The 25,153-nt window shown below is 54.2% G+C and carries 23 protein-coding genes and 1 pseudogene; 7 read left to right on the top strand and 17 right to left on the bottom strand.

Annotated elements, in window-relative coordinates:
• Positions 1-196: 196 nt before the first annotated feature.
• From GEAM_RS00085 to lpxP, 6 genes and pseudogenes are all read right to left on the bottom strand, one after another.
• Positions 197-957, bottom strand: a pseudogene (locus GEAM_RS00085) (amino acid ABC transporter ATP-binding protein).
• Positions 958-965: 8 nt separating this feature from the next.
• Positions 966-2,048, bottom strand: a complete 1,083-nt coding sequence (locus GEAM_RS00090) for an amino acid ABC transporter permease (protein ID WP_419471234.1) — start codon at positions 2,046-2,048, stop codon at positions 966-968.
• Between the two features lie 36 nt (positions 2,049-2,084).
• Positions 2,085-3,263, bottom strand: a complete 1,179-nt coding sequence (locus GEAM_RS00095; protein WP_034786633.1) for an amino acid ABC transporter permease — start codon at positions 3,261-3,263, stop codon at positions 2,085-2,087.
• Positions 3,264-3,377: 114 nt separating this feature from the next.
• The gene (locus GEAM_RS00100) at positions 3,378-4,403 is read right to left on the bottom strand and encodes an amino acid ABC transporter substrate-binding protein (protein ID WP_034786634.1); all 1,026 of its coding nucleotides are present in this window, start codon (positions 4,401-4,403) and stop codon (positions 3,378-3,380) included.
• Positions 4,404-4,775: 372 nt separating this feature from the next.
• On the bottom strand, positions 4,776-5,465 hold the full coding sequence (locus GEAM_RS00105) for a CTP synthase C-terminal region-related (seleno)protein (RefSeq protein ID WP_034786635.1): 690 nt from the start codon (positions 5,463-5,465) through the stop codon (positions 4,776-4,778).
• Between the two features lie 126 nt (positions 5,466-5,591).
• Complete coding sequence (gene lpxP, locus GEAM_RS00110; protein WP_034786636.1) at positions 5,592-6,515, bottom strand: kdo(2)-lipid IV(A) palmitoleoyltransferase; 924 nt, start codon at positions 6,513-6,515, stop codon at positions 5,592-5,594.
• Positions 6,516-6,953: 438 nt separating this feature from the next.
• Between lpxP and GEAM_RS00115 the strand changes: the two genes are divergently transcribed.
• Positions 6,954-7,871, top strand: a complete 918-nt coding sequence (locus tag GEAM_RS00115; protein ID WP_034786637.1) for a bestrophin family protein — start codon at positions 6,954-6,956, stop codon at positions 7,869-7,871.
• A gap of 58 nt (positions 7,872-7,929) precedes the next feature.
• On the opposite strand, the gene fis is transcribed toward GEAM_RS00115, so the two are convergent.
• The 11 genes from fis to acuI all read right to left on the bottom strand — a co-directional run bounded on the left by fis (position 7,930) and on the right by acuI (position 17,679).
• Positions 7,930-8,226 (bottom strand): DNA-binding transcriptional regulator Fis, encoded by a 297-nt coding sequence (fis, locus tag GEAM_RS00120; RefSeq protein ID WP_004097144.1) that lies wholly within the window; start codon positions 8,224-8,226, stop codon positions 7,930-7,932.
• Between the two features lie 21 nt (positions 8,227-8,247).
• Positions 8,248-9,213: a tRNA dihydrouridine synthase DusB gene (gene dusB, locus GEAM_RS00125; protein ID WP_034786639.1), complete on the bottom strand. Its 966-nt coding sequence runs from the start codon at positions 9,211-9,213 to the stop codon at positions 8,248-8,250.
• A gap of 448 nt (positions 9,214-9,661) precedes the next feature.
• Positions 9,662-10,546, bottom strand: coding sequence for a 50S ribosomal protein L11 methyltransferase (prmA, locus tag GEAM_RS00130; RefSeq protein ID WP_034786641.1), 885 nt, complete (start codon positions 10,544-10,546; stop codon positions 9,662-9,664).
• 42 nt (positions 10,547-10,588) lie between these two features.
• Entirely contained in the window at positions 10,589-12,034 is a 1,446-nt protein-coding gene (panF, locus tag GEAM_RS00135) for a sodium/pantothenate symporter (RefSeq protein WP_034786643.1), read from the bottom strand.
• Entirely contained in the window at positions 12,024-12,287 is a 264-nt protein-coding gene (locus GEAM_RS00140) for a YhdT family protein (protein ID WP_244956635.1), read from the bottom strand. Before GEAM_RS00140 ends, panF begins: the two co-directional genes overlap by 11 nt.
• 65 nt (positions 12,288-12,352) lie before the next feature.
• On the bottom strand, positions 12,353-13,702 hold the full coding sequence (gene accC, locus GEAM_RS00145; protein WP_034786645.1) for an acetyl-CoA carboxylase biotin carboxylase subunit: 1,350 nt from the start codon (positions 13,700-13,702) through the stop codon (positions 12,353-12,355).
• A gap of 11 nt (positions 13,703-13,713) precedes the next feature.
• The gene (gene accB, locus GEAM_RS00150) at positions 13,714-14,181 is read right to left on the bottom strand and encodes an acetyl-CoA carboxylase biotin carboxyl carrier protein (RefSeq protein WP_034786647.1); all 468 of its coding nucleotides are present in this window, start codon (positions 14,179-14,181) and stop codon (positions 13,714-13,716) included.
• Positions 14,182-14,213: 32 nt separating this feature from the next.
• The gene (gene aroQ / locus GEAM_RS00155; protein ID WP_034786649.1) at positions 14,214-14,666 is read right to left on the bottom strand and encodes a type II 3-dehydroquinate dehydratase; all 453 of its coding nucleotides are present in this window, start codon (positions 14,664-14,666) and stop codon (positions 14,214-14,216) included.
• Between the two features lie 241 nt (positions 14,667-14,907).
• Positions 14,908-15,510, bottom strand: a complete 603-nt coding sequence (gene msrQ / locus GEAM_RS00160; protein ID WP_034786651.1) for a protein-methionine-sulfoxide reductase heme-binding subunit MsrQ — start codon at positions 15,508-15,510, stop codon at positions 14,908-14,910.
• Between the two features lie 19 nt (positions 15,511-15,529).
• Positions 15,530-16,531, bottom strand: coding sequence for a protein-methionine-sulfoxide reductase catalytic subunit MsrP (gene msrP / locus GEAM_RS00165; protein ID WP_034786653.1), 1,002 nt, complete (start codon positions 16,529-16,531; stop codon positions 15,530-15,532).
• A gap of 170 nt (positions 16,532-16,701) precedes the next feature.
• Positions 16,702-17,679 carry an acrylyl-CoA reductase (NADPH) gene (acuI, locus tag GEAM_RS00170; protein ID WP_034786654.1) on the bottom strand — a complete coding sequence of 326 codons (978 nt, stop codon included), beginning with the start codon at positions 17,677-17,679 and terminating at the stop codon, positions 16,702-16,704.
• Between the two features lie 258 nt (positions 17,680-17,937).
• On the opposite strand from acuI, the gene csrD reads away from it, so the two are divergent.
• The 6 genes from csrD to rng all read left to right on the top strand — a co-directional run bounded on the left by csrD (position 17,938) and on the right by rng (position 25,097).
• A complete protein-coding gene (gene csrD, locus GEAM_RS00175) occupies positions 17,938-19,875 on the top strand; it encodes an RNase E specificity factor CsrD (protein WP_034786657.1) in 1,938 nt (645 codons plus the stop codon).
• Positions 19,876-20,245: 370 nt separating this feature from the next.
• Positions 20,246-21,289 carry a rod shape-determining protein MreB gene (mreB, locus tag GEAM_RS00180; RefSeq protein ID WP_007891976.1) on the top strand — a complete coding sequence of 348 codons (1,044 nt, stop codon included), beginning with the start codon at positions 20,246-20,248 and terminating at the stop codon, positions 21,287-21,289.
• Positions 21,290-21,544: 255 nt separating this feature from the next.
• On the top strand, positions 21,545-22,552 hold the full coding sequence (mreC, locus tag GEAM_RS00185) for a rod shape-determining protein MreC (RefSeq protein ID WP_034786661.1): 1,008 nt from the start codon (positions 21,545-21,547) through the stop codon (positions 22,550-22,552).
• Positions 22,549-23,037 (top strand): rod shape-determining protein MreD, encoded by a 489-nt coding sequence (mreD, locus tag GEAM_RS00190; RefSeq protein WP_034786663.1) that lies wholly within the window; start codon positions 22,549-22,551, stop codon positions 23,035-23,037. The genes mreC and mreD overlap by 4 nt, the downstream gene beginning before the upstream one ends.
• Positions 23,038-23,044: 7 nt before the next feature.
• The gene (locus GEAM_RS00195; RefSeq protein ID WP_034786665.1) at positions 23,045-23,638 is read left to right on the top strand and encodes a Maf family protein; all 594 of its coding nucleotides are present in this window, start codon (positions 23,045-23,047) and stop codon (positions 23,636-23,638) included.
• Positions 23,628-25,097 carry a ribonuclease G gene (gene rng, locus GEAM_RS00200; RefSeq protein ID WP_034786666.1) on the top strand — a complete coding sequence of 490 codons (1,470 nt, stop codon included), beginning with the start codon at positions 23,628-23,630 and terminating at the stop codon, positions 25,095-25,097. The genes GEAM_RS00195 and rng overlap by 11 nt, the downstream gene beginning before the upstream one ends.
• Positions 25,098-25,153 lie beyond the last annotated feature (56 nt).

The following is a 25,153-nucleotide window of genomic DNA, read 5'->3' on the forward strand; positions in this document are numbered from 1 at the left end:
AATAGGGGAGGGAGTAAACCCAAAGCCCGACTGAGTATGGTTTTAGGTTTTATCCCTCCCCTTTCAGGAGGGGAGGTTAGGTGGGGTGTGGGGTTAGCTGCATCGAACGCGACCTACTGGCTTCTACACAGAGCCGTTTCAGGTGGTTTTGCTTTACTCCTTCTCCTCTGAGAGGAGAAGGAGTTAAAACCCTAAATCAATGAATCACCTGAGATAAAAACTCCCTGGTCCTTGCTGATTTCGGTGCGGCGAAGAACTCCATCGGTGGCGCTTCTTCGACGATTTCCCCGCGATCCATAAAATAACGCGGTCCGCGACGGTTCTTGCAAACCCCATCTCATGGGTCACGCACAGCATGGTCATGCCCTCCTCGGCGAGTCCGATCATGGTGTCTAACACCTCTTTCACCATTTCCGGATCCAGTGCAGAAGTCGGTTCGTCGAACAGCATGATTTTCGGCTTCATGCAGAGTGAGCGTGCGATGGCGACGCGCTGCTGCTGCCCGCCGGAAAGCTGGCCGGGGAACTTGTGTGCGTGCTCGGCGATGCGCACGCGTTTCAGGTAGTGCATGGCCAGCTCTTCGGCTTCCTTCTTCGGCATCTTGCGTACCCAGCATGGAGCCAATGTGCAGTTCTGCAACACCGTCAGATGTGGGAACAGGTTGAAATGCTGGAAAACCATGCCAACTTCGGTGCGAACGCGTTCGATATTGCGCAGATCGTCGTTTAACTCGGTGCCGTCAACCACGATCCGGCCCTGTTGGTGTTCCTCCAGATGATTGATACAGCGGATGGTGGTGGATTTCCCCGATCCCGACGGGCCGCATAGCACGATGCGCTCGCCCGGCTTCACGCGCAGGTTGATGTTTTTCAAAACGTGGAACTGTCCGTACCACTTGTTAACGTCTTCCAGGGTGATCATCATTTTTTTAGCATCAATAATGTGATGGTCGCTCATGTTTTACCTCAGTGTGCGGAACGTCCGGTGTGAAAGCGTCTTTCCAAATGTTGGCTATAACGCGACATGCTGAAACAGAAAATCCAATAAACGGCGGCGGCGAAGACATAGCCTTCGGTCGACATGCCGAGCCACTCGGGATCAACGGTGGCTTGCTGCACGCTGCTGAACAGGTCAAACAGGCCGATGATGATCACCAGACTGGTGTCTTTGAACAGCGCGATAATGGTGTTGACCAAGCCGGGGATCACCATCTTTAGGGCCTGCGGCAAAATCACCAGCCCCTGCGTTTTCCAATACCCCAAGGCCAGCGACTCGGCGGCTTCGGTCTGGCCTTTCGGCAGCGCCTGCAAGCCGCCGCGCACCACTTCCGCGACATAGGCTGACTGGAACAAAATCACCCCAACCAGCGCGCGCACCAGTTTGTCGATGTTGGTCCCTTCGTGCATAAACAGCGGCAGCATCACCGAGGACATAAACAGCACGGTGATCAGCGGCACGCCGCGCCAGAACTCGATAAAAATCACCGACAGCACGCGGACAATCGGCAGGCGAGAGCGACGAGCCAGCGCCAGCAGGATGCCGAGCGGCAAGGCTCCGGCGATACCCACTGCGGCGATGATCAGCGTCAGCGTCAGCCCGCCCCATTGGCGGGTTTCGACCACCGGCAGGCCGAAGAAGCCGCCATAGAGCATGAACCAGGTGAAAATCGGGAACAGCACCACCCAGACGGCGATGTATCGGCCACGGCGCGGCATGGCGCGAATGAACATCGGCACCAGCGTCATCAAGCCGACGATCAAGGTCAGATTGATGCGCCAGCGCTCTTCGAACGGGTAGAGGCCATACATGAACTGGCCGAAGCGGGCGTGGATAAACACCCAGCACGCGCCTTCTTTGGTGCAGTCCGAGCGAGCCGTGCCGACCCAGTTGGCCTGAAAAATCACCCAGTTGAGCAGCGGAGGGATCACCAGCCACATCAGCCACAGGCAGAACAGTGTGAGTAAACTATTGAACCAGCTGGAAAACAGGTTTTTACGCATCCACGTCAAGGCACCGCCGACCGAAGTCGCGCGCTTATTCGTGGGCATGGCAGAGGGGAGTATGCTCATCGTCATTCGATTCCCTTAACGTTCGACCAGCGCGATACGCCGGTTGTAGATGTTCATTAAGAACGAAATCGCCAGACTGATGATCAAGTAGACGGACATGGTAATAGCAATAGTTTCAATGGCTTGACCGGTTTGGTTGAGCACCGTTCCGGCAAACAGCGACACCATGTCGGGATACCCGATGGCGGCCGCCAGTGAGGAGTTTTTGACGATATTCAGGTATTGGCTGGTCAGCGGCGGAATGATCACCCGCATCGCCTGCGGCAAAATCACCTGACGCAGGGTCACCGGATTCGGCAGGCCGAGGGAGCGCGCGGCTTCATGCTGGCCGTGGGAAACCGACTGAATGCCCGAGCGAATCACTTCCGCAATAAAGGTCGAGGTGTAAACCGACAGCGCCACCGTCAGCGAGGCCAGTTCAGGGATAAGCACCATGCCGCCGCGGAAGTTAAATCCGCGCAGAGCCGGGATGTCCCAGTGAACCGCAGGCCCGAAGAACAGGTGCGCTAGCGCCGGGAAAATCACCAGCATGGCTATCGCCCAAGGCCAAATACGCCATACCCGGCCAGTGTGGATCTGGCGGAAATGGTTGTAACGCTTTAACGCCCAGATGCCAAACAGCGCCAGCAGCAGGGCGATACCGCTCGCCAGACTGCCCGGAGCCAGCTCGGGAGAGGGCAGATACAGCCCGCGATTGCTGATAAAGGCCACGCCAAACGCTTCAAGGCTTTGACGAGGGCCGGGCAAGTTGCGCAAGACGGCGAAGTACCAGAAGAAGATTTGCAGCAGGGGCGGGATGTTGCGGAAGGTCTCGATATAAATAGTGGAAACTTTGCGGATCAGCCAGTTTTCCGACAGGCGACCCAGCCCAATAATAAAACCGAGGATAGAAGCGAAAACGATACAGAGTGCCGAAACCAGCAGCGTGTTAAGCAGGCCAATCACGAACACGCGGCCGTAAGTGTCACCTTCCTGATAGTCGATAAGATGTTGAACGATACCAAAACCTGCGCCGCTATTGAGGAAAGCAAAGCCCGAGGTGATGCCTCGTGTTGTCAGGTTGGTGATGGTGTTGTGCAGCAGATAGCCGAGACAGGCAACCAGCAGGACGACGGCGATGATCTGATAGATCCACGCGCGCACGGCTGGGTTGGTCAGCGATAACGCACCTTTTCTAGCTGGGCGTTGTGGCATAGAAAGTACCTCAAAGATGAAGCCTGAAAACGGCGCGCTGGGGAACGGCCAGCGCGCCGTTTTTTGTCATTACTTATTTAATTCAACTGCTTGGATTCCCAAGGATCAGGGGAATTATCTGACTGGTGGTGCGTACTGGATCCCGCCCTGATTCCACAATGCGTTTTGCCCGCGTTTGATTTTCAGCTCGCTGCCTTCGCCGACGTTGCGGTCGAAGCTCTCGCCGTAGTTACCGACTTGCTTAACGATTTTCACCACCCAGTCGTTAGGCAATTTTAGGTCTTCGCCATATTTGCCGGTTTTACCTAACAGGTTGCTCATGTCAGGCGTGGTCGGGTTGGCGGCCAGCTGGTCAACGTTTTTAGAAGTGATGCCCATCTCTTCGGCGTTCAGCATGGCGAACAGCGACCAGCGCACCACTTCCAGCCAGTCTTCGTCACCACGGCGAACTACCGGGCCTAAAGGCTCTTTGGAGATAACTTCTGGCAGCACGATGAAGTCATCTGGCTTGCCGAGTTTGATACGCAGGGCGTAGAGCTGGGACTGGTCAGAGGCCAGCGTGTCGCAGCGGCCGGAGTCCAGCGCCTTGGCGCTCTCGTCGGAACGGTCGAAGGTCACCGGGGTGTAGGTCATTTTGTTGGCTTTGAAGTAGTCGGCAACGTTCAACTCGGTGTCAGTACCGGCCTGAATGCAAACGGTTGCGCCGTCCAGCTCTTTAGCACTCTTCAAACCGGCTTTCTTGTGGGTGAGGAATCCAATGCCGTCGTAGTAGTTAACGCCAGCGAAGATCATGCCCATGCCTGCGTCACGTGATGAGGTCCAAGTGGTGTTACGGGAGAGGATGTCCACTTCGCCAGATTGCAGGGCGGTAAAGCGCTCTTTGGCAGTCAGCGGGGTGTATTTTACTTTTTCCGCATCACCAAAAACGGCGGCGGCGATGGCACGACAGACGTCAACGTCGATACCGGTGAATTTCCCTTTTGAATCAGCGTAAGAGAAACCCGGTAAGCCGTCACTTATCCCACATTGAACAAAGCCTTTCTTCTTCACAGCGTCCAGAGTTGTGCCTGCGTGAGCCTGACCTGCCAGCGTCATCATGCTGGCAGCAGCAATAAGGGTAGAAAGCAGTATTTTTTTCATAAGTCGTCCTGTGAGACATAACCAAAATTATTATTGTATGAATGCGCGAGGCACCCTGTCCGTTGCGGGGCATTGCCCTCTGCACGGGACATTGCAAAGGCAATGCCAACATGCAAAAACGCTTATCTATTGGGTTGTGTGATTGTTTTGCCCAGTAACATTGATTTGCGTTATAGGATTTATTGCCCCAATCCTGTGCGTGGTCAATATTGCTGCAACAAAGTGGTGCGGCTTATTTTACTATTTGGAACTGGATCTCACTCTGGTTCCGCTTAGTGGAGTCTGGCTAATCTTTAAGCGCTATATGGAAGGTCAAAAAGAGAGGAAAGTGGAATTAAAAAACTCTCAAGCGGGCGCCTGAGAGCCAGAGGATTAAAGGGCTGCTTGAATCAATGCGCCAACCAGCGGCGGGAGATGGCCTTTCAGCGCGGCGCGTTCCGGCTGGAAGAGCGTGGCGACGAAGAACGGATGCTTTGGCAGCTCGATAACGCGAATTTCGCCCTGCTGGTCGTGGCCAGTCAGGCGCAGTGGCTGAGACTCCAGCGCTGCCTGAAACTCAGTGTTAATCCCGTAGCGGCAGTGATAGCCCTCTTCGATATCCAACTCACCGTAGGCGCGGCCCGCGATGCTGTCGGCAACCAGAGTGATGCCTCCCTTCTTCTCCACCATTTCGCAGGCCAGCGCGGCAATCACCAGCCGACCTTCGGTATCGGTTTCGCCATGGCCTGCGTCCTGCCAGCCCATCACATTGCGAGCATACTCGATGATCGCGTGCTGGAAGCCGCCACAGGTGCCGAGAAACGGCTTCTGCTGCTCGCGCGCATAGCGAATGGCGTGCAATGCCCCTTCGGTAGACTGGTAAGGGCTACCGGGCACGCACCAGAAAGCATCGAACTCTTCGAGTGAGCGCTGTGCGTCAATGGTGTCGGTGTTTAGCCAAGTGGTGTGGATGTCGAGGTCGAAAGTTTGTGCAGCGAGGTTTAATGCGAGGGGGATAGCTTGGTGGGCAACAATGGCGGGGTTGTGGTCGCCGATTATTGCCAAACGGACTTGCTGACTCATCACTTCTCTCCTGAGCAGGTAAAAGAGAATGTTATAGAAAAGTTAACTTGTCGTCATGAGAATTATTTTCATCAATAAAAAAGCCCGGCCATTGCTGGACGGGCTTAATGCACGGCGATTCACTGTTTAGAGATAGAGTGAAGGCGCTCCCGTTGGGCGGGTTTTAAAGCGGCGATGCAGCCAAAGATACTGGTCCGGCGCGCGCATAATCTCTTTTTCCACCACGCGATTCATGTAGGCCGCAGCCGCCATTTCATCATCGATTGGGTAATCTTGCAGAGCAGGCTGGATAACCAAGTCGTAGCCTTTGCCCTTATCTTTACGCACCAGAACCACGGTGACCAGAGCCGGTTTCGCCAGACGCGCCAGCATGTAAGTGCCGCTGGTGGTGGCTGCTTGATCGACGGCGAACAGCGGGGCAAATACGCTGCCACGCGGACCGTAGTCTTGGTCCGGAGCGAACCACACGGCTTCGCCTTTCTTCAGCGCATGAACCATCCCACGCAGGTCTTTGCGATCCAGCATCGCTTTATTGGAGCGCATGCGGCCCCAAGTCTGCACGAATTCCATCGCTTTATTGTTGTGCGGGCGGTACATCGCCATCATCGGCTGACACAGGCCCATGGCACGGCCACCCAGCTCCAGCGACATGAAATGCACGCCAATCACCAGTACGCCTTGCTTGTTCTGCTGCGCCATTTTCAGGTGATTCAGGCCGCTGACGTCAAACCAGCGTTTTACGCGGGCGTCGGACCAGAACCACGCCATTCCCGTCTCCAGCAGGCCCATGCCCAGCGATTCGAAATTGCTGAGAATACGGCGTTCAATCTGGGTTTCATCAAGGTTCGGGAAGCAGAGTTCTAAATTGCGGCGGGTAATAGACACACGGCGTTTGAGGAAACGCATCGAGGTGCGGCCAAGCCAGTTACCTAGGCGGTAAAGGACAGGGTAAGGCAGTTGAACGAGGAGGAATAACACGCCCAAGCCAAACCAGGTCAGCCAGTAACGCGGGTGTAGAAACGATTTGCGAAAGCAAGATGGTGAAGTCATATAAGCTCAATCATCGGCATAAAAAATCTGAGGTACCGCGTTGGAAGTAGCTCGATCGCGATACGGAGTGTGTGTCAAAGATTGGGACAGCTAAAGTGGGCAAATGTTTTAAACAACGCCGAACTTGACGCAATCTTTACACTAAAAGACGGGATCGCAGGCTAAAAGGCTTTCCGTAGGCGATGAGCGGGGCGAATACGACTTTACTTGTGAAGTATATCACGCTCTGTTATCAATCTTGAGTGGGGAATCGTCCGATAAAGGCACTAATTCGTGTCTGGTTTTGTCTGGGTTCAAAACAGCCTTAGAATTAATGGCTTGGAGAATTGTAAGCTTTGTAAAAGTTGCAATAGGATTAGTCCGAAGGCGATATCACTGGGAAAATACACCTAACTCTGTAATATATTTCACATTCTTTTCCCACCGCATTAACTCTTTATGATCGTTCGTCCTCATCAACACTGGTTCCGCCGCCTGTTTGTTTGGCACGGTGCCGTGCTTTCAAACATTCTTTTCCGCCTCAGCCTGAACTTCGGCATGTCGATTGTCGCGGTGTTCAGCGTGCAGATTTACGAAGCATTGGGCATCCGCCTGACGCTGGCTCCCTTCAGCTTATTGGGTATCGCCATCGCCATCTTCTTAGGCTTCAGAAATAGCGCCAGCTATGCGCGCTTTAACGAAGCTCGGCTGCTATGGGGAAGTTTGCTCATTACTCACCGTTCGCTGTTTCGACAGGTTAAAAGCCTGCTGGTTGACTCGCCGCAGGCCGTTGCCGCCTTCAGCCAGTTGCAAATTGCCTTTAGCTACGCGTTAAAGCACCAGCTGCGCGGTGAAGATGCCGCCAAGGATATGCAGCGCCTGCTGCCCGCCGATGTGGCGAAGGAAGTGTTGAGCAGCCCGTCTCCGGCCAACCGACTTTTGCTGTTGATGGGGAAATGGCTGGCCGAGCAGCGCGAGCAGGGGCGTCTGAGCGATATGCTGTTCCACAGCATCGACCGCAACCTTAATGAGCTTTCCCACGTGCTGGGCGGCTGCGAGCGCATTGCCAACACGCCGATACCTTTCGCCTACAGCCTGATAGTCCATCGCACGGTTTATCTGTTCTGCACCTTGCTGCCGTTCGCGCTGGCCCCGGCGCTGGGGTATATGACGATTCTGGTGTCGGTGTTTATCTCCTACACCTTTATTTCGATTGATGCCTTGGCGGAAGAGTTGGAAGACCCGTTTGGCACGGCGGATAACGATTTGCCGCTGACGGCGATGTGCCAGAACATCGAGATCAATCTGTTAGAAATGAATGATGTGCATCCGCTGCCAGAGCACATTAAGCCGGACGAGCATTACCGACTGAGCTAAAACAAAAAGGCGCTCTCCTTGCGGAAAAGCGCCTTTTATCAACACCAACTGATTAGTATCAGTTCATGCCGTATTTTTTCAATTTCTTACGCAGCGTACCGCGGTTGATACCCATCATCAGGGCCGCACGAGTCTGGTTGCCACGGGTATATTGCATCACCATGTCTAACAGTGGCTGTTCAACTTCAGCCAATACCAACTCATACAGGTCATTCACGTCCTGACCATTCAATTGAGCAAAATAGCCCTTAAGTGCTTGTTTTACCGAGTCACGCAGGGGTTTTTGGGTTACCTGATCCTGAGAATTAACGGTAGAAACGGTCAGTACGTCAGAATTCACGCGTTGTTCGAACATAGTTCTGTCAGCTCTTTTTTGTTACGCAAGATTTTCGAAATATGCTTCCAACGCCTCCAGCTGTTCGCTGGCATCCTCTATGGCGTTGAAGGAGCGCCGAAACTGGTCATTCGGGGCATGCTCCTGGAGATACCAGGAAACATGCTTACGAGCGATACGGAATCCCTTGCCTTGACCATAAAAGTCGTGCAATTCCCGTACGTGCCCTAATAACAAGTGCTGAACCTCCCCAAGTGGTGGCGGCGGTAACAGTTCCCCTGTGTCCAGATAATGCTGGATTTCCCGGAAGATCCAGGGTCTCCCCTGAGCGGCACGTCCAATCATCAGAGCATCAGCTCCGGTGTAGTCGAGTACCGCCCTGGCTTTATGCGGGTCAGTTATGTCGCCATTCGCGATAATCGGAATGGAAACACTCTGCTTAACTGTCCGAATGCTGTCGTACTCTGCCTCTCCATTGAAGAGACAAGCACGGGTTCGGCCATGAATCGTCAGGGCCTGAATTCCACAGTCTTCAGCCAATTGTGCAATTTGTACACAGTTACGGTGTTCCGGTGCCCAACCAGTACGAATTTTCAACGTGACTGGCACATCTACCGCATTCACAACGGCAGAGAGGATCTGTTTGACCAAATCCGGATACTGCAACAAGGCAGATCCTGCCAGTTTGCGGTTCACTTTCTTGGCCGGGCAGCCCATATTGATGTCAATGATTTGCGCACCGCTGTCCACGTTAATTCGGGCAGCTGCCGCCATATCTTCGGGATCGCAACCGGCAATTTGCACGGCTCGGATTCCCGGTTCATCGCTATGTACCATACGCAAACGGGATTTATCCGTACGCCACACTTCCGGATTGGAAGAGAGCATTTCGGAAACAGCCATCCCAGCACCCATCGCATGACATAAGGCACGAAACGGTCGGTCTGTTATACCGGCCATTGGGGCCGCAATCAGGCAATTTGTAAGTTGGTGGTGTCCGATGCGCATAGACTAGGAATGACCATACTGATGTCCGCAAGGGCGCGTATATTACGCATTTTTGAATCCAGATGAAAGGCCAAACTTTAACCAATAACCTAAGAAAATGCTTGCATCCGGCCTAAGAAGTCAGCGTTATTGGTTTTTATTTATAGTTAACATAGGGTTAATGAATAACGGCTAAATTGTGCGCTTATGAAAATTCCTTAAAACTCGCTGTATATGCAGGTTAAGCCAGTTGAATCTAAGGCTAAATTTGCTGTTTTAAGTAGCAATAACCGCAAAATTTCTGTGACCCACCTCTCGCCGTGGTCAAAAAATGAGTCATTTTTAGTAAGAATCCATAACCCTTTGTTTGAGATAAAAAGCCAAGGGCGGGAGAGTCGAAAAAGCAGGGCGGGGAAGAAAACAGAAAAGCGCCGCCCGGTGAGCAATTAAGCCAGCGGGCGGCGGAGTATTAGGCCTTCTTGACGCCGGTAATGCGGCACCATTCTTCTTTTTCAGCTACTGGGTCTAGCTCGAACAAGGCTTCATAGGCTTCGGCGACGCCCTGAGCCTGACTTGCCAGCACGCCAGACAGCCCCAGATGGCCGCCTGCTACCGGCAACACGCTAATAAGCGGAGCCAGCTCGCGCAGTGGGCCTGCAAGGATGTTAGCGACCACCACGTCGGCTGACAGGTTGTCCGGCTGGTCTTTCGGCAGATAGAGCGACAGACGCTCAGAGACGCCGTTACGCTGCGCGTTATCGCGGCTGGCCTGAATCGCCTGCGGGTCGATATCAATGCCGATAGCCTGCGCGGCACCCAGCTTCAAGGCGGCAATCGCCAGAATGCCGGAGCCACAGCCGAAGTCGATCACCGTTTTGCCCTGTAAATCCAAGCCGTCGAGCCACTCGAGGCACATGGCGGTGGTTGGGTGAGTGCCGGTGCCGAAGGCCAAACCGGGGTCGAGCATCACGTTGACGGCGGTTGGGTCCGGCACGTCGCGCCAGCTCGGGCAGATCCACAGACGCTGGCCGAAACGCATTGGGTGGAAGTTATCCATCCACTCGCGCTCCCAGTCTTTGTCTTCCAACTGCTCGATTTTATGCACAAAGCCTTTGCCGAGCAGCGGCTCGTTTTCCAGCATCGCTACCACTTCCGCCATGTCGGTTTCTGCGTCATACAGGCCGATAGCGTCGGTATCGCCCCACAGCAGGGTCTCGCCCGGCAGAGGTTCGAACACTGGGTTGTCATGGGTATCCTGGAAAGTCACGGATACCGCACCACTTTCGATAAGCGCGTCGCTCAGCGTTTCCGCGTCGTTACCGGTGGTGTTAATTTTTAATTGGATCCAAGGCATAGCAATTCTCTTTTAAGCTTGCGGTAAATAATTTGCCGCCCCTCAGGACGGCTTGAGCGCGGCTTCTGCGCGCGTGTCGCCAAATTTATTGCCGATGTAAAACGCCAGCAGACTCAGGGTCAGCGACGGCACAATCGGGTGCAGACCGGCAAGATGCAGGTCGAAACTGGCAAGCAGGGTATAACAAACCGCGCCAACAATCATTGAGCTCAACGCGCCGGTGGCATTGGCTCGCTCCCAGTACAGCCCCAGCACCAGCGGCCACAGGAACACGGCTTCTAAGCCGCCGAAGGCAAGCAGGTTCAGCCAGATAATCATTTCTGGCGGACGCCACGCGGCCAGCAGCACCAGTAAACCCAGCACGAAGGTCGCCCAGCTCGAGAAGCGTTTCAGACGTTTTTCATTGGTGATTTCTGCCGGGCGAATCCCGAGATAGAGATCTTTAACAATAGTCGCCGATGACTGAAGCAGCTGGGCATTGATGGTCGACATGATGGCGGCCATTGGCGCAGCAAGGAAGATCCCGGCGGCGTAAGGCGGCAGCACGGTGATCATCAAGGTTGGGATCACTTGGTCAGGAATTTTAAGGTCAGGCAGGACCGCGCGGCCCAGTGCGCCAGACAGATGCATGCCGAACATCAAAATCGCCACCACCAGCGTGCCGAGCACGATACCGCGATGCACCGCCTTGCTGTCTTTGTAGGAGATGCAGCGCACGGCGGTGTGCGGCAAACCAATCACGCCGAAGCAGACCAGGATCCAGAAGGAGGCCATAAACGGCAGCGAAAGCACATCGTCCGCGCCGCTGACCGACACCAGCTTAGGGTCAATCTGTTGCAGTTTATCGACCGCGCTGTGCAGCCCGCCCGCTGCGTGGATCACCGCGAACAGCAGCAAAATAGTGCCGAGCAGCATCACCAGACCCTGCATGGCGTCATTGAGCACGCTGGCGCGGAAGCCGCCGAAAGCCGTGTAGAGCGCGATACTGATGCCGAAAATCAGCAGGCCGGTGTCGTAAGGAATGCCCGCCGCGGTTTCCAGCAGGCGCGCGCCGCCGATGAACTGCACGGTCATGGCGCCGAGGAAGGCGACCAACAGGCTCAGGCTCGCCAACCAGACCAGCAGGCGGCTTTTGTAGCGGCCATACAGCATGTCGTTGAGCGTCACCGCGTTATAACGGCGCGCCAAAATAGCGAATTTCTTGCCTAAAATACCCAGAGAAAGCCACACGGCGGGTAGCTGAATCATCGCCAGCAGTACCCAGCCCAGCCCAAACTTGTAGGCCGCGCCCGGACCGCCAATAAACGAACTGGCGCTGATATAGGTCGCGGTCAGGGTCATGGCTAAGACGAAGCCACCCATAGAGCGGTTGCCGAGGAAGTATTCAGTGAGGAAGTTACCGGCCTGACGACGGGTATAGGCATACACCGAGAGGCCAAAAACCAGCAGCAGATAGGCGATAAGGGGAAGTAAAACTTCAGTCTGCATGGGGAGTGTCCTCAAGCGAAATGTCGCGATAAATCACCCGCACCATCAGCCAGCTTAGTAACACAAAAATCAGCGGAACCAGCAAACAGGCCATTTCGAACCAGTGCGGCAGGCCGGTTATCCCCTGTTTGTCGTCGGGCAAATAGGCCGCCAAACTCCATGCCAGTAAGTAGGCCAGCGTCAGCCCAAAGGCCCAGCGGGCTTCGCGATTGGCTTGTAGAAAACGTGAATCAGTCTCTTGAGTCTTCATCATAAAAGTCCCAAATGAAAAAAGGCCGGAATATCCGGCCTTGGTAAGAAAGTACGCAAGGTACGGTCTTATTTTTCCTGCAATCCGAGCTTCTTCTCCAGATAGTGGATGTTGGTTCCACCGTGCTGGAAGTTCTCGTCGCTCATAATGCGCATTTGCAGATCAACGTTGGTTTTGATGCCATCGATGATCAGTTCAGCCAATGCGTTTTTCATGCGAGCAATCGCCACGTCACGGTTTTCGCCGTAAGTGATCAGTTTGCCGATCATGGAATCGTAGTACGGAGGCACGGTATAGCCAGCGTAGATGTGCGATTCCCAGCGCACGCCAAAGCCACCAGGAGCGTGGAAGCGGGTAATTTTACCCGGGCTTGGCAGGAAGGTATTTGGATCTTCAGCATTGATACGACATTCGACCGCGTGGCCCTGAATGCGTACTTCATCCTGTTTGATCGACAGCGGCTGACCGGCAGCGATGCGCAGCTGCTCTTTGATCAAGTCAACGCCGGTGATCATTTCAGTAACCGGATGCTCAACCTGAATACGGGTGTTCATTTCGATGAAATAGAACTCGCCGTTTTCATACAGGAACTCGAAGGTACCCGCGCCGCGATAGTTAATGTCTACGCAAGCTTTAGCACAACGCTCGCCGATGTAACGACGCAGCTCAGGCGTGATGCCCGGTGCTGGCGCTTCTTCGACAACTTTCTGGTGACGACGCTGCATGGAGCAGTCACGTTCTGCCAGATAAATCGCGTTGCCCTGACCGTCAGCCAAAATCTGAATTTCGATGTGGCGTGGGTTTTCCAGGTACTTCTCCATGTAAACCATGTCGTTGTTGAAAGCCGCTTTGGCTTCCGCACGAGTCATGTTGATGGATTGTTCCAGATCTTTGTCGCTGCGTACTACGCGCATACCACGACCGCCGCCGCCGCCAGAGGCTTTGATGATGACCGGGTAACCGATGCGTTTTGCATAGGCGCGGTTTTGGTCCATATCTTCGCCCAGCGGGCCGTCAGAACCAGGTACGCAAGGAACACCGGCTTTTTTCATTGCGCCGATAGCAGAAACTTTGTCACCCATCAGGCGAATAGTTTCAGCTTTCGGGCCGATGAAGATGAAGCCAGAGCGTTCAACTTGTTCAGCAAAGTCGGCATTCTCGGACAGGAAACCGTAGCCAGGGTGGATAGCCACCGCGCCAGTGATTTCAGCCGCAGAGATAATTGCCGGGATGTTCAGATAGCTTTTTACTGAAGGCGCAGGACCGATACAGACGGTTTCATCTGCCAGCAGTACGTGCTTCAGGTCGCGGTCGGCAGTCGAGTGAACGGCTACTGTTTTGATGCCCAGCTCTTTACAGGCACGCAAAATACGTAGCGCGATCTCGCCGCGGTTCGCGATAACAATTTTATCTACCATGGTACGCCTCGTTATTCGATGACGACCAGCGGCTCGTCGAATTCAACCGGTTGGCCGCTTTCCACCAGAATGGCTTTAACCACGCCAGATTTGTCTGCTTCGATTTGGTTCATCATTTTCATTGCTTCAACGATGCACAGGGTATCACCTGCGTTAACTTTCTGGCCGACTTCCACGAAAGCTTTCGCGTCCGGGCTTGGCGTGCGGTAGAAAGTACCCACCATCGGTGAACGAACGATGTGTCCGCTGATCGCAGCCGGTGCAGCTTCAGCCGGAGCCGCCGCTGGTGCAACCGCAGCAGCCAGACCCGGTTGCTGTTGTGGCGCAGGCATTGCGTAAGCCTGTTGCATCATTGGGTAAGCTTGCGCAGGTGCTGCACGGCTGATGCGTACTGATTCTTCACCTTCAGAAATTTCCAGTTCAGAAATGCCTGACTCTTCAACCAGTTCGATCAGTTTCTTGATTTTACGAATATCCATGGGTGTGATTCCGTACTCTTTTTGCGAAAAAATTAATGGGTTTTAGACAAGCGGTTAACCGCTGCCTGTAAAGCAAAATGGTAGCCATCTGCGCCAAGTCCGCAGATAACGCCCACTGCGATATCAGATAGATAGGAGTGGTGCCGGAACGGTTCGCGGGCGTGTACGTTCGACAGGTGGATCTCGATAAACGGGATCTGCACTGCCAGCAACGCATCGCGTAGCGCTACGCTGGTATGGGTAAAGGCTGCGGGATTGATCAAAATAAAATCAGTGTTTCCGCGTGCCTGATGGATTCTCTCAATCAGGAGGTGCTCTGCGTTCGATTGCAGATGGCTAAGCGCGACGTCTGCGGCGGCGGCCTGCTGCTCCAAACCTTTAACAATATCGTTGAGCGTAGTGCTGCCGTAGGTTTCAGGCTCACGAGTCCCTAACAAATTCAGGTTAGGACCGTTCAGAAGCAAAATGTCAAACTTATGCGCCATTGTGAGCCTATCTCCGGCAATTAGACAAAGATTGTAGAAAATACCCTGATGTCACCGATTTGTCACCTATTTCGCGGCAAATCTACCCTGCTCATCAGCATGAGGTCGGGCATTATAATGATATCGTGGCAATTCGCAGCTAAATACTGGTCTTATCAGCGAAGATAATCAACCCTCAGAATGCTACTGAGGGTTTAGACTGTGGGATTATGCGGGGTAGAACACAGAAAAGTTAAGCCCGTTAACGCAGCCATTGGCGGAATTTTTTGTAGCGTAATGCTAACAAGATCGCTGCAATTGTCGCGTAGATGATGGGTTGCGGCGAGATAATTTTTACTGACCACATGTAGTGAATTGGCGCCAAAATTGCGACAACATAAATTAAATTGTGCAATGTCTGCCATTTCGCCCCCAACTTACGCTGCGACCACAATGTCGAGGTGCAGGTCAGCGCCAGCAGGATTATCCAGCTGATAATGCCCAAAGTTAGGTAAGGTCGCGAAATCAGTTCACTGCCCAGCAGCGCCAAATTGTTAATGCCCAACTCTAAGAACGAATAGCTGAGAAGGTGCAGCGTTCCCCACGCAAAACACCATAACCCCACCAATCTGCGCACGCGAATCAACAGCGGCTGTTTACCATAACGCGCAACCGGGGTGATAAGCAGCGTCGCCAGCAGCAATTTCAGAGTCATCCTACCGGTAAAATGTTGAATATCTTTTGATGGATCGGCGCTGAACCAACCCTGATTAATCGACAATATCAGCCAGATAAAGGGTAAGAACGCCGCCAGATGGATAACCACCTTCAGCCATTTAATTTGTGTCAGGCTCAAACGCCGCATTGCATTTCCCTCTGAATCATCAATAGTTCGCGCGCAGATCGAGGCCGCGATACATCGAGGCAACCTGATCCGCATAGCCGTTAAACAGCAGCGTCGGCTGGCGTTTCACATCCAAAATCCCGCCGGAACCGATAAAGCGCTCCGTGGCCTGCGACCAGCGAGGATGGTCAACGTGCGGGTTCACGTTGGCGTAGAAACCGTATTCATTGGTGGCGATTTGGTTCCACGTGGTCGGCGGCTGGTTCTTGGTCAGGCTGATATTGACGATAGACTTAATGCCTTTAAAGCCATATTTCCACGGCACGGTCAGGCGAATTGGCGCGCCGTTTTGCGGTGGCAGCGCCTTGCCGTAGACGCCGACGGTGAGCATGGTGAGCGGGTGCATGGCTTCATCCATCCGCAACCCTTCGACATAAGGGTAATCCAGCCCGCCGCCGATAAAGCGGTCTTTCTGGCCCGGCATGTGTTCCGGGTCATATAAGGTTTTAAACGCCACAAAGCGCGCATTGCCGGTCGGCTCGGCCAGCTTAATAATGTTGCTCAGTTGGAAGCCAATCCACGGCACCACCATCGACCACGCCTCGACGCAGCGCATACGGTAGATGCGCTGCTCCAGCGGGAAGCGTTTCATGATGTCGTCCATGTCGAGGGTGATTGGCTTGCCGACTTCGCCATCAATCACGATTTTCCACGGCGACGTCACCAGCTGGCCCGCATTGGCGGCCGGGTCGGCTTTATCCAGACCAAACTCATAAAAGTTGTTGTAGCCGGTGACTTTGTCTTCTGGCGTCAGCGTCAGGTCATTTTGATAGGCGGCAGGCTTGGTGAAATCCAAAGGTTTCCCCGGCGGGGCTTTTGGTCGGTCGTGGCCTTTGAACCAAGATGAAATGTCCGCCTTGGCGGTCTGGGGCAGAGCCAGCGCCGCCGCGCTCAGGCCCAATGCCTGCAATACTTTGCGACGGTCGTGAAAGATGCTTTCGGGGGTGACGTCTGCTTCAGTCAATTTGCGGGAATTGTTCATGGCGTACTCCAGAATTTCTTAATCATTATTGTTACTGAGGATTCTGGTTTAAGAATGGCTGTTAAATCGATTTTTGGCGAGAGGGACGGGGAAAATACGAAATTTCAGAGGAGATGGGAACAAAGCAGCGCAGGAAGAGCTTCCCTGCGCTAAGAATTGGCTTGGCGCTGTTAGCGCACCTTAACCAAAGTTCGGCCTGTAATGGTGTTGGCCATTATTGCGGCGGCCGCGGCTGGCGCTTGTTCAAGGCTGATTTCCGTGGCGGCTTGTTCATAGAATGAAGCAGGAAGAGTCTGCGTCAGGCGCTCCCACGCGTCCATCCGGCGATGCAGCGGACACATCACAGAATCCACCCCTTGCAGGCGGACGTTGCGCAGAATAAATGGCATTACCGTGGTTGGCAGCTGGTAGCCGCCCGCCAGACCGCAGGCCGCCACCGTGCCGCCGTAGACCGTTTGCGACAGCAAAGTCGCCAGCGTGTGGTCGCCCACGGTGTCGATGGCTCCGGCCCACAGCTGTTTATCCAAAGCCCGCCCCTCTTTGCTGAACTCTTCACGCGACAGCACGGTTTTTGCGCCGAGCTGCTCCAGATATTTGGTATTGCTGGCGCGCCCGCTGATCGCCACCACGTCGTAACCGAGGGTCGAAAGCAGGGTGATCGCCGTGCTGCCCACGCCGCCGCTGGCGCCGCTGACAATCACTTTGCCGCTGTCGGGCAGCACGCCGCCTTCCTCCAAAGCCATGACGCAGAGCATGGCGGTGAACCCGGCGGTGCCTATAATCATCGCGTGGCGTGAGTCCAGCCCTTCCGGCAGCGGCACCAGCCAGTCCGCTTTAACGCGTGCCTTTTCCGCCAGCCCGCCCCAGTGGTTTTCGCCCACGCCCCAGCCGGTGAGGATCACCTGCTGGCCGACGCTGAAGCGCGAGTCTTCACTGCTGCTGACGCGACCGGCGAAATCAATGCCCGGCACCATTGGGAATTGGCGGATAATCTTACCGGTGCCGGTAATGGCCATCGCGTCTTTATAGTTGAGGCTCGACCAGTCAACGTCGACCACCACGTTGCCTTCCGGCAGGTCATCTGTGCTGATATCACTCACGCTGGAAAGGGTCTGGCCTGCGTCTTGCTGTAATAAAAGTGCGCGCATTCTGAGCTCCATAAGATTTCTGAATTGATTGTTTATGCAGTTGCTATGCTATGAATATAACGCAATAGGGGGGATAGGGACTGATATGAGACAAAAACGGTGCCACTGAGTGCGAATTTAGGCACAAAATTGCATAAATCTTTACCGGATCTGACGCGCATCTGTTTTATGATAGCGGCGTTCAAACGGCGGCCTGACAATGAAGGATTATTATCCGGCTTGCCTCCTTCATTTATAGGTTTCAGGTAAGGCACAAGGATGCGATTTACTAACAGACTCACCGCGCTAATTTCCATGCTGGTTGCAGTAGCCATGTTGCTGATGCTGCTCGGCGTGACGTTTAGCTTTGTCTATCTCAGCAAGCAGAATACCGAGCAGCATTTACGGGCGCTGGCGACCACTTTCGACCAATCTCTTCTGCAACACACTCCTGACGAAGCCCAGCGCTGGATGCCGACAGCAATGCGCATGCTGGATGTTTCAAGCATCACCCTGCTGGAAAATAAAAAGCCCTTTTTGCAATACCGCGAGTCCGCCGATTTACACGCGGCGTGGGACAGCGGCTACCCTGATTATGCCGAGATAACTCTGCCGCTGATGCAGCACCCGTCGATGGCGCTGCACGTGGTGTATGTCGACCCGATCACCACCTATACCCACTCGCTGCGTTCGACCATCACCATTAGCTTCGCCATTATTTTGATGATTGTGGTGGTGCTGATGAGTTTCCGCTGGCTGCGCAAAGAGACTGCCGGGCTGGAGAAGCTGGAGGAGCGCGCACAGCGTATTCTGCGCGGCGAGCGAGAGAATATCCGCCAAGGCGACGTGTCCGAATGGCCGCCTTTTGCCAGCAGCGCCATTGATTTACTGATGTCTGACTTGGCCGAAGCCCGTGAGCAGCGCAGCCGCGTGGACACCTTAATCCGCGCATTCGCCCAGCAAGACGCTCAAACCGGCCTGAGTAATCGGCTATTTTTCGACAACCAATTGGCGACCCAGCTTGAAGAAGAGGGCGCGCACGGCGTGGTCATGCTGCTGCGCCTGCCTGACTTCGACACCCTGCGCGAAATCCACGGGCAGGGGCACGTTGAAGAGCTGCGTTCCGCGATGGTCAATCTGCTCTCGACCTTCGTCATGCGTTATTCCGACGCTTTGCTGGCGCGCTACTTCCACAGCGATTGCGCCGTCTTGCTGCCTCATCGCACCTTAAAAGAAGCCGAAGTGATGGCCGCCCAGTTGGTCAACGCGCTGGGTGCTCTGCCAACCTCTAACAACATTGATCGCGATGCTCTTCTTTATATAGGTATCAGCGCTTACCGTTTTGGTCAGCGAGCTGAAGAGGTGATGGATCACGCCGAACAGGCGACGCGCAACGCGGCGTTCCAAGGCAGCAACAGTTGGCTGGTGTATGACAGCAAAGTGCCGGAAAAAGGGCGCGGCAGCGTTAAGTGGCGCACATTGCTGGAAAATACCCTATCGCGCGGCGGGCCGCGTCTCTATCATAAGGCCGCTTTTACTAAAGACCGTAAGCTGGATCACCGCGAAATCCAGCGTCGCATCTTTGATGGTGAGCAAGAGCTGCTGGCCGCCGAGTTTATGCCGCTGGTGGTGCAATTCGGCATGTCGCAAAGCTATGATCGGCAAATGCTTTCTCAGATAATTCCGTTACTGGCGCGTTGGCCGGACGAAACGTTGGCATTTCACCTGACGGTTGATTCATTATTGCAGCGCTCTTTTGTCCGCTGGTTACGCGATACTTTGCTGCAATGCGAAAAAAAGCAGCGTAATCGCATTCTGATTGAACTTGCAGAGGCTGATCTCTGTCAACATACCGAGCGATTACGCCCCGTGGTCCGTTTGCTACAAGGAATGGGCTGCCGTCTGGCGGTTTCTCAAGCCGGGCTTACCGTAGTCAGCACCTCATATTTGAAAACTTTCCCGGTTGAACGAGTGAAACTGCATCCGGGATTGATTCGAGATATCGACAAAAGAATTGAAAATCAGCTGTTTGTACAAAGTCTGATTAGCGCCTGTGAAGGAACACAAGCTAAAGTTTTTGCTTCTGGCGTACGCTCTAAAGAAGAGTGGGCAGTATTGTTAGAGAAGGGCATTCATGGTGGGCAGGGTGATTTTTTTGCTATCCCGCAGGCCGTGGAGCCCGTCAGCAAAAAATATTCACACAACGGTGATGTTTAAACTGACCGTAATGTGAAGATTTAACGTAGAATGGCGCAGCCTTTAACCGGTTACTGTCCAATGACGCCTGTTTGTAAAGTTTTTGGCGAATTGTGGCGGGAGTTCTCGGAGCGAGAGCAAGAATTCATGTGCGGTGTTGGTGCTTGTAAGTTGCTGGTTGTAAACAGGTAAATGCTGGTTTCGGCTTAAATGAACCGGTCATTTTTTACCTCTAATTTGACGACCAAAAGTCATCGCGACTGTAAGCGGCCGACATCGTGGACAATTTCACCGAAGCAGAACGTTTTTGCGCCTTGTCGCTGCTTCGCGTGGTTGGTAAAGTAGGCGGATTTTATTTTCCGCCCCCAGCTAGCAGGATTATCCTTTCGTTATGTTTAAGAAATTTCGTGGCATGTTTTCCAACGACTTGTCCATCGACCTGGGTACCGCCAATACCCTCATTTATGTAAAAGGACAAGGCATTGTGCTGAACGAGCCATCAGTTGTGGCTATTCGTCAGGATCGTGCTGGTTCACCGAAAAGCGTTGCGGCCGTCGGCCATGATGCCAAACAGATGTTGGGACGTACTCCTGGCAACATCGCTGCTATTCGTCCGATGAAAGACGGTGTTATCGCTGACTTCTTCGTGACTGAAAAAATGCTGCAGCACTTCATCAAACAAGTTCACAGCAACAGCTTCATGCGCCCGAGCCCGCGCGTGCTGGTGTGTGTGCCTGTTGGCGCAACTCAGGTTGAACGCCGCGCTATCCGTGAATCTGCACAAGGTGCGGGCGCGCGTGAAGTGTTCTTGATTGAAGAGCCAATGGCAGCAGCGATCGGCGCAGGTTTACCTGTCTCTGAAGCGACCGGTTCCATGGTTGTGGATATCGGCGGCGGTACTACCGAAGTCGCGGTTATCTCCCTGAACGGCGTAGTCTATTCTTCTTCTGTACGTATCGGTGGTGACCGCTTCGACGAAGCTATCATCAACTACGTGCGTCGTAACTACGGTTCACTGATTGGCGAAGCTACCGCTGAGCGTATTAAGCACGGTATCGGTTCCGCTTACCCAGGTGATGAAGTTCACGAGATTGAAGTTCGTGGTCGTAATCTGGCTGAAGGCGTTCCGCGCGGCTTTACCCTGAACTCCAATGAAATTCTTGAAGCGCTGCAAGAGCCGCTGACTGGCATCGTTAGCGCGGTGATGGTTGCGCTGGAACAGTGTCCTCCAGAGCTGGCTTCTGACATCTCCGAGCGCGGCATGGTATTGACCGGTGGTGGCGCATTGCTGCGTAACCTCGATCGCCTGCTGATGGAAGAGACCGGTATTCCGGTGGTTGTGGCAGAAGATCCGCTGACCTGCGTTGCTCGCGGCGGTGGTAAAGCGTTGGAAATGATCGACATGCACGGCGGCGACCTGTTCAGCGAAGAGTAATTTTAGCGACGCGCGCCTTTGCGTAAGGCGTGCATAGCAAAGAATAAGTCTTGCCCGCGAAGGTGAATGTCCGTCTGGTGAAACCTGCTGCGTTAAAGTATGCAGTGTCAAATTGGGGTCGTGCATCAAACTGCCTGAAACATTGCGTATTCAGGTAGTTTTCGCCCGATCCGCTTCGCTTGCTACTTTTCCTGCCTAGGCTATCTTTCACTTGATTGGCTGAAACCTTCTGTTGCCGAGGAACTCGCATATTTTATGAAGCCGATTTTTAGCAGGGGGCCTTCCCTGCAACTGCGACTTTTTTTGGCTATTCTCACGGCCATTGTCCTGATTTTTGCCGACAGTAAAGTAGGTACGTTCGTTAAGATCCGCACCTATATGGACACTGCCGTCAGTCCTTTCTATTTCTTGTCGAATGCGCCACGTGAATTCCTCGATCAGGTTTCCGCCACGTTTGCTACCCGCCAGTCTCTTGAACTCGAAAACCGCGCACTGCGTCAGGAATTGCTGCTCAAAAACAGCGATTTGATGCTGCTTGGCCAATTCAAGCAGGAGAACGCCCGTCTGCGTGAACTGCTGGGCTCGCCGCTGCGTCAGGACGAGCACAAGATGGTGGCTCAGGTTCTGTCGACCAGCAATGACCCGTACAGCGATCAGGTGGTCGTCGACAAAGGCAGCAACAATGGCGTTTACGTCGGCCAGCCGGTCATTAGTGACAAAGGCGTGGTTGGGCAGGTGGTCGCCGTGGGCGCCGTCACCAGCCGCGTATTGCTGATTTGTGACGCCTCCCACGCCTTGCCGATTCAGGTGCTGCGTAACGACATTCGCGTCATTGCCGCCGGTAGCGGCTGTGCGGACGACTTGCAATTGGAGCACTTGCCGAGCAACACCGACATCCGCGTGGGTGACGTGCTGGTGACCTCCGGCCTTGGCGGACGCTTCCCTGAAGGCTATCCGGTTGCCGTGGTCTCTTCGGTGAAAGTCGACAACCAGCGTGCTTACACCGTGATTCAGGCGCGCCCTACGGCGGGTCTGCAACGCCTGCGTTACCTGCTGCTGCTGTGGGGCTCTGACCGCAATGGCGATAAGCCACTGCCGCCGGACGAAGTGCATCGCGTTGCCAATGAGCGCCTGATGCAAATGATGCCTCAGGTCCTGCCGCCTCCGGGCGAAATGGGCCCTCCTGCTCCTATTCCTCAACCTGCTACTGGCACCATTACCACGCCGGTTTCGCCGCGTCCTTCTAGCGGAGGCAGTCAATGAATCGCTACCGGAGCCACGGCCGCTGGATAATTTGGCTATCCTTTCTGATAGCCATGTTATTGCAAGTGATGCCGTGGCCGGACGAGATCTACATGTTTCGGCCATCTTGGTTGATGCTGATCCTGATTTACTGGGTCATGGCGCTGCCGCACCGCGTTAACGTAGGTACCGGATTTATCGTCGGTTTTGTGATGGATTTGATTCTTGGCTCGACGCTGGGCGTGCGCGCGCTGGCTCTGGCACTGATTGCTTATCTGGTCGCCTTCAAGTTTCAGCTGTTCCGCAACATGGCGCTGTGGCAGCAAGCACTGATCGTCATGCTGCTGTCACTGGCTGTCGACGTGGTGGTGTTCTGGGCTGAGTTTCTGGTGGTTAATGTCTCGTTCCGTCCAGAAGTGTTCTGGAGCAGCGTGGTAGACGGCATTCTCTGGCCATGGTTATTCCTGCTGATGCGCAAAATTCGCCGTCAGTTCGCTGTGCAATGAGGAAATGATGACTGAACTTTATCTGGCTTCTGGTTCACCGCGCCGCCGCGAATTGCTGACGGTGCTGGAGTTGGCTTTCGAACGTCTGGTGACCGACGTTGCCGAGCAAAAGCAGCCAGATGAAGCACCAGCAGACTATGTTGTGCGTCTCGCCTGTGACAAAGCCTTGGCGGGCGTGGCCGTTGCGCCACAAGACCTCCCGGTGTTGGGTGCCGACACCATTGTGGTGCTCGACGGTCAGGTGTTGGAGAAGCCGCGCGACGAAGCTCATGCAGCTCAAATGTTAACCGCATTGTCTGGCCGCCAGCATCAAGTGATGACGGCCGTTGCTCTGGCGGACCGCCAGACGCATCGTAGTACGCTGGTTGTGACTGATGTCACCTTCCGCTCTCTATCCGCGGATGATATTCAGCACTATATTCTGAGCGGAGAACCCATGGATAAAGCGGGTGCATACGGTATTCAGGGAAAGGGCGGATGTTTCGTCCGTGAAATTCGCGGCAGCTACTACGCAGTGGTCGGGCTTCCTTTAGTGGAAACTCAAGAACTGTACAGTGAGTTTGCTGCATTACGCGAGCTTAGGAGAAAGCATGACAGCTGAATTACTGGTCAATGTTACGCCGTCCGAGACGCGCGTGGCTTACATTGACGGTGGCATTTTGCAAGAGATCCATGTTGAGCGTGAAGCCAAGCGCGGCATTGCAGGCAATATTTACAAAGGTCGTGTCAGCCGGGTTCTGCCGGGCATGCAGGCAGCCTTTGTTGATATTGGTCTGGAGAAAGCGGCTTTTCTTCACGCCTCAGACATCATGCCGCACACCGAGTGTGTGGCCCGTGATGAGCAGAAGAATTTTAACGTTCGTGACATCGTAGAGCTGGTCCATCAGGGGCAGGATCTGATGGTGCAGGTGGTGAAAGATCCTTTGGGTACCAAAGGCGCGCGCCTGACCACGGACATTACTCTGCCTTCCCGCTATCTGGTCTTTATGCCCGGCGCTTCACACGTGGGTGTGTCACAGCGCATTGAGAGCGAAGCCGAGCGCGATCGCCTGAAAAATATCGTTCAGGAATATTGTGACGAGCAGGGCGGCTACATTATCCGCACCGCGGCAGAAGGCATTGGCGAAGAAGAACTTAAACAAGATGCCGCCTTCCTCAAGCGTTTGTGGACCAAGGTTATGGAGCGCAAACGTCGCAACAAGACCAAGTGCAAGCTTTACGGCGAGCTGGCGCTGGCGCACCGCGTGTTAAGAGACTTTGCGGGCGAAGCCTTGGACCGAATTCGCGTGGATTCGCGCCTGACCTATGAGCTGCTGGTGGAGTTTACCAGCGAATATATTCCCGAAATGACCGCCAAGCTTGAGCACTACTCGGGCAAGCAGCCTATTTTCGATCTCTTTGACGTTGAGAATGAGATCCAGCGCGCGCTGGAACGCAAAGTCGAGCTCAAGTCAGGGGGCTACCTGATTATCGACCAGACCGAAGCCATGACCACCGTGGATATCAACACCGGTGCCTTCGTCGGCCATCGCAATCTGGAAGAGACGATTTTCAATACTAATACCGAGGCGACTCAGGCGATCGCCCGCCAGCTGCGCCTGCGCAACCTCGGCGGCATCATCATTATCGACTTCATCGATATGGCGAATGAGGATCATCGTCGGCGGGTGCTGCACTCTCTGGAGCAGGCGCTGTCTAAGGATCGGGTCAAAACCGGCATTCACGGCTTCTCGGCTTTGGGTTTGGTCGAAATGACCCGCAAACGGACCCGCGAAAGCGTCGAGCACGTGTTGTGCAGCGATTGCCCAACCTGTCACGGGCGCGGCACGGTGAAAACCGTCGAAACCGTCTGCTATGAAATCCTGCGTGAAATCGTTCGCGTTCACCATGCCTATGACGCCGACCGTTTCCTGGTCTATGCTTCTGCGGCAGTCGGCGAAGCTTTGAAAGGGGAAGAGTCCCACGCGCTGGCTGAGGTGGAAATCTTCGTTGGCAAACAGGTAAAAGTGCAAATCGAGCCGCTCTACAACCAAGAGCAGTTCGACGTCGTCATGATGTGATAACCCGTCCGGCCTAGTGTTGCGGCGGCGTAGGCTGCAACATCAATCATGGATTG

The organism is Ewingella americana ATCC 33852, from assembly GCF_000735345.1.
Taxonomy (GTDB): Bacteria; Pseudomonadota; Gammaproteobacteria; order Enterobacterales; family Enterobacteriaceae; genus Ewingella; species Ewingella americana.

Bases quoted from the DNA above. Each gene is read 5' to 3' on its own strand.
- GEAM_RS00140 (WP_244956635.1), bottom strand. From the start codon at position 12,287: ATGATGAAGACTCAAGAGACTGATTCACGTTTTCTACAAGCCAATCGC.
- GEAM_RS00100 (WP_034786634.1), bottom strand. From the start codon at position 4,403: ATGAAAAAAATACTGCTTTCTACCCTTATTGCTGCTGCCAGCATGATG.
- prmA (WP_034786641.1), bottom strand. From the start codon at position 10,546: ATGCCTTGGATCCAATTAAAAATTAACACCACCGGTAACGACGCGGAA.
- GEAM_RS00195 (WP_034786665.1), top strand. From the start codon at position 23,045: ATGACTGAACTTTATCTGGCTTCTGGTTCACCGCGCCGCCGCGAATTG.
- lpxP (WP_034786636.1), bottom strand. From the start codon at position 6,515: ATGACTTCACCATCTTGCTTTCGCAAATCGTTTCTACACCCGCGTTAC.
- fis (WP_004097144.1), bottom strand. From the start codon at position 8,226: ATGTTCGAACAACGCGTGAATTCTGACGTACTGACCGTTTCTACCGTT.
- accB (WP_034786647.1), bottom strand. From the start codon at position 14,181: ATGGATATTCGTAAAATCAAGAAACTGATCGAACTGGTTGAAGAGTCA.
- mreB (WP_007891976.1), top strand. From the start codon at position 20,246: ATGTTTAAGAAATTTCGTGGCATGTTTTCCAACGACTTGTCCATCGAC.
- mreC (WP_034786661.1), top strand. From the start codon at position 21,545: ATGAAGCCGATTTTTAGCAGGGGGCCTTCCCTGCAACTGCGACTTTTT.
- GEAM_RS00095 (WP_034786633.1), bottom strand. From the start codon at position 3,263: ATGCCACAACGCCCAGCTAGAAAAGGTGCGTTATCGCTGACCAACCCA.
- aroQ (WP_034786649.1), bottom strand. From the start codon at position 14,666: ATGGCGCATAAGTTTGACATTTTGCTTCTGAACGGTCCTAACCTGAAT.
- GEAM_RS00115 (WP_034786637.1), top strand. From the start codon at position 6,954: ATGATCGTTCGTCCTCATCAACACTGGTTCCGCCGCCTGTTTGTTTGG.
- msrQ (WP_034786651.1), bottom strand. From the start codon at position 15,510: ATGCGGCGTTTGAGCCTGACACAAATTAAATGGCTGAAGGTGGTTATC.
- rng (WP_034786666.1), top strand. From the start codon at position 23,628: ATGACAGCTGAATTACTGGTCAATGTTACGCCGTCCGAGACGCGCGTG.
- acuI (WP_034786654.1), bottom strand. From the start codon at position 17,679: ATGCGCGCACTTTTATTACAGCAAGACGCAGGCCAGACCCTTTCCAGC.
- GEAM_RS00105 (WP_034786635.1), bottom strand. From the start codon at position 5,465: ATGAGTCAGCAAGTCCGTTTGGCAATAATCGGCGACCACAACCCCGCC.
- mreD (WP_034786663.1), top strand. From the start codon at position 22,549: ATGAATCGCTACCGGAGCCACGGCCGCTGGATAATTTGGCTATCCTTT.
- dusB (WP_034786639.1), bottom strand. From the start codon at position 9,213: ATGCGCATCGGACACCACCAACTTACAAATTGCCTGATTGCGGCCCCA.
- accC (WP_034786645.1), bottom strand. From the start codon at position 13,702: ATGGTAGATAAAATTGTTATCGCGAACCGCGGCGAGATCGCGCTACGT.
- GEAM_RS00090 (WP_419471234.1), bottom strand. From the start codon at position 2,048: ATGCCCACGAATAAGCGCGCGACTTCGGTCGGCGGTGCCTTGACGTGG.
- msrP (WP_034786653.1), bottom strand. From the start codon at position 16,531: ATGAACAATTCCCGCAAATTGACTGAAGCAGACGTCACCCCCGAAAGC.
- csrD (WP_034786657.1), top strand. From the start codon at position 17,938: ATGCGATTTACTAACAGACTCACCGCGCTAATTTCCATGCTGGTTGCA.
- panF (WP_034786643.1), bottom strand. From the start codon at position 12,034: ATGCAGACTGAAGTTTTACTTCCCCTTATCGCCTATCTGCTGCTGGTT.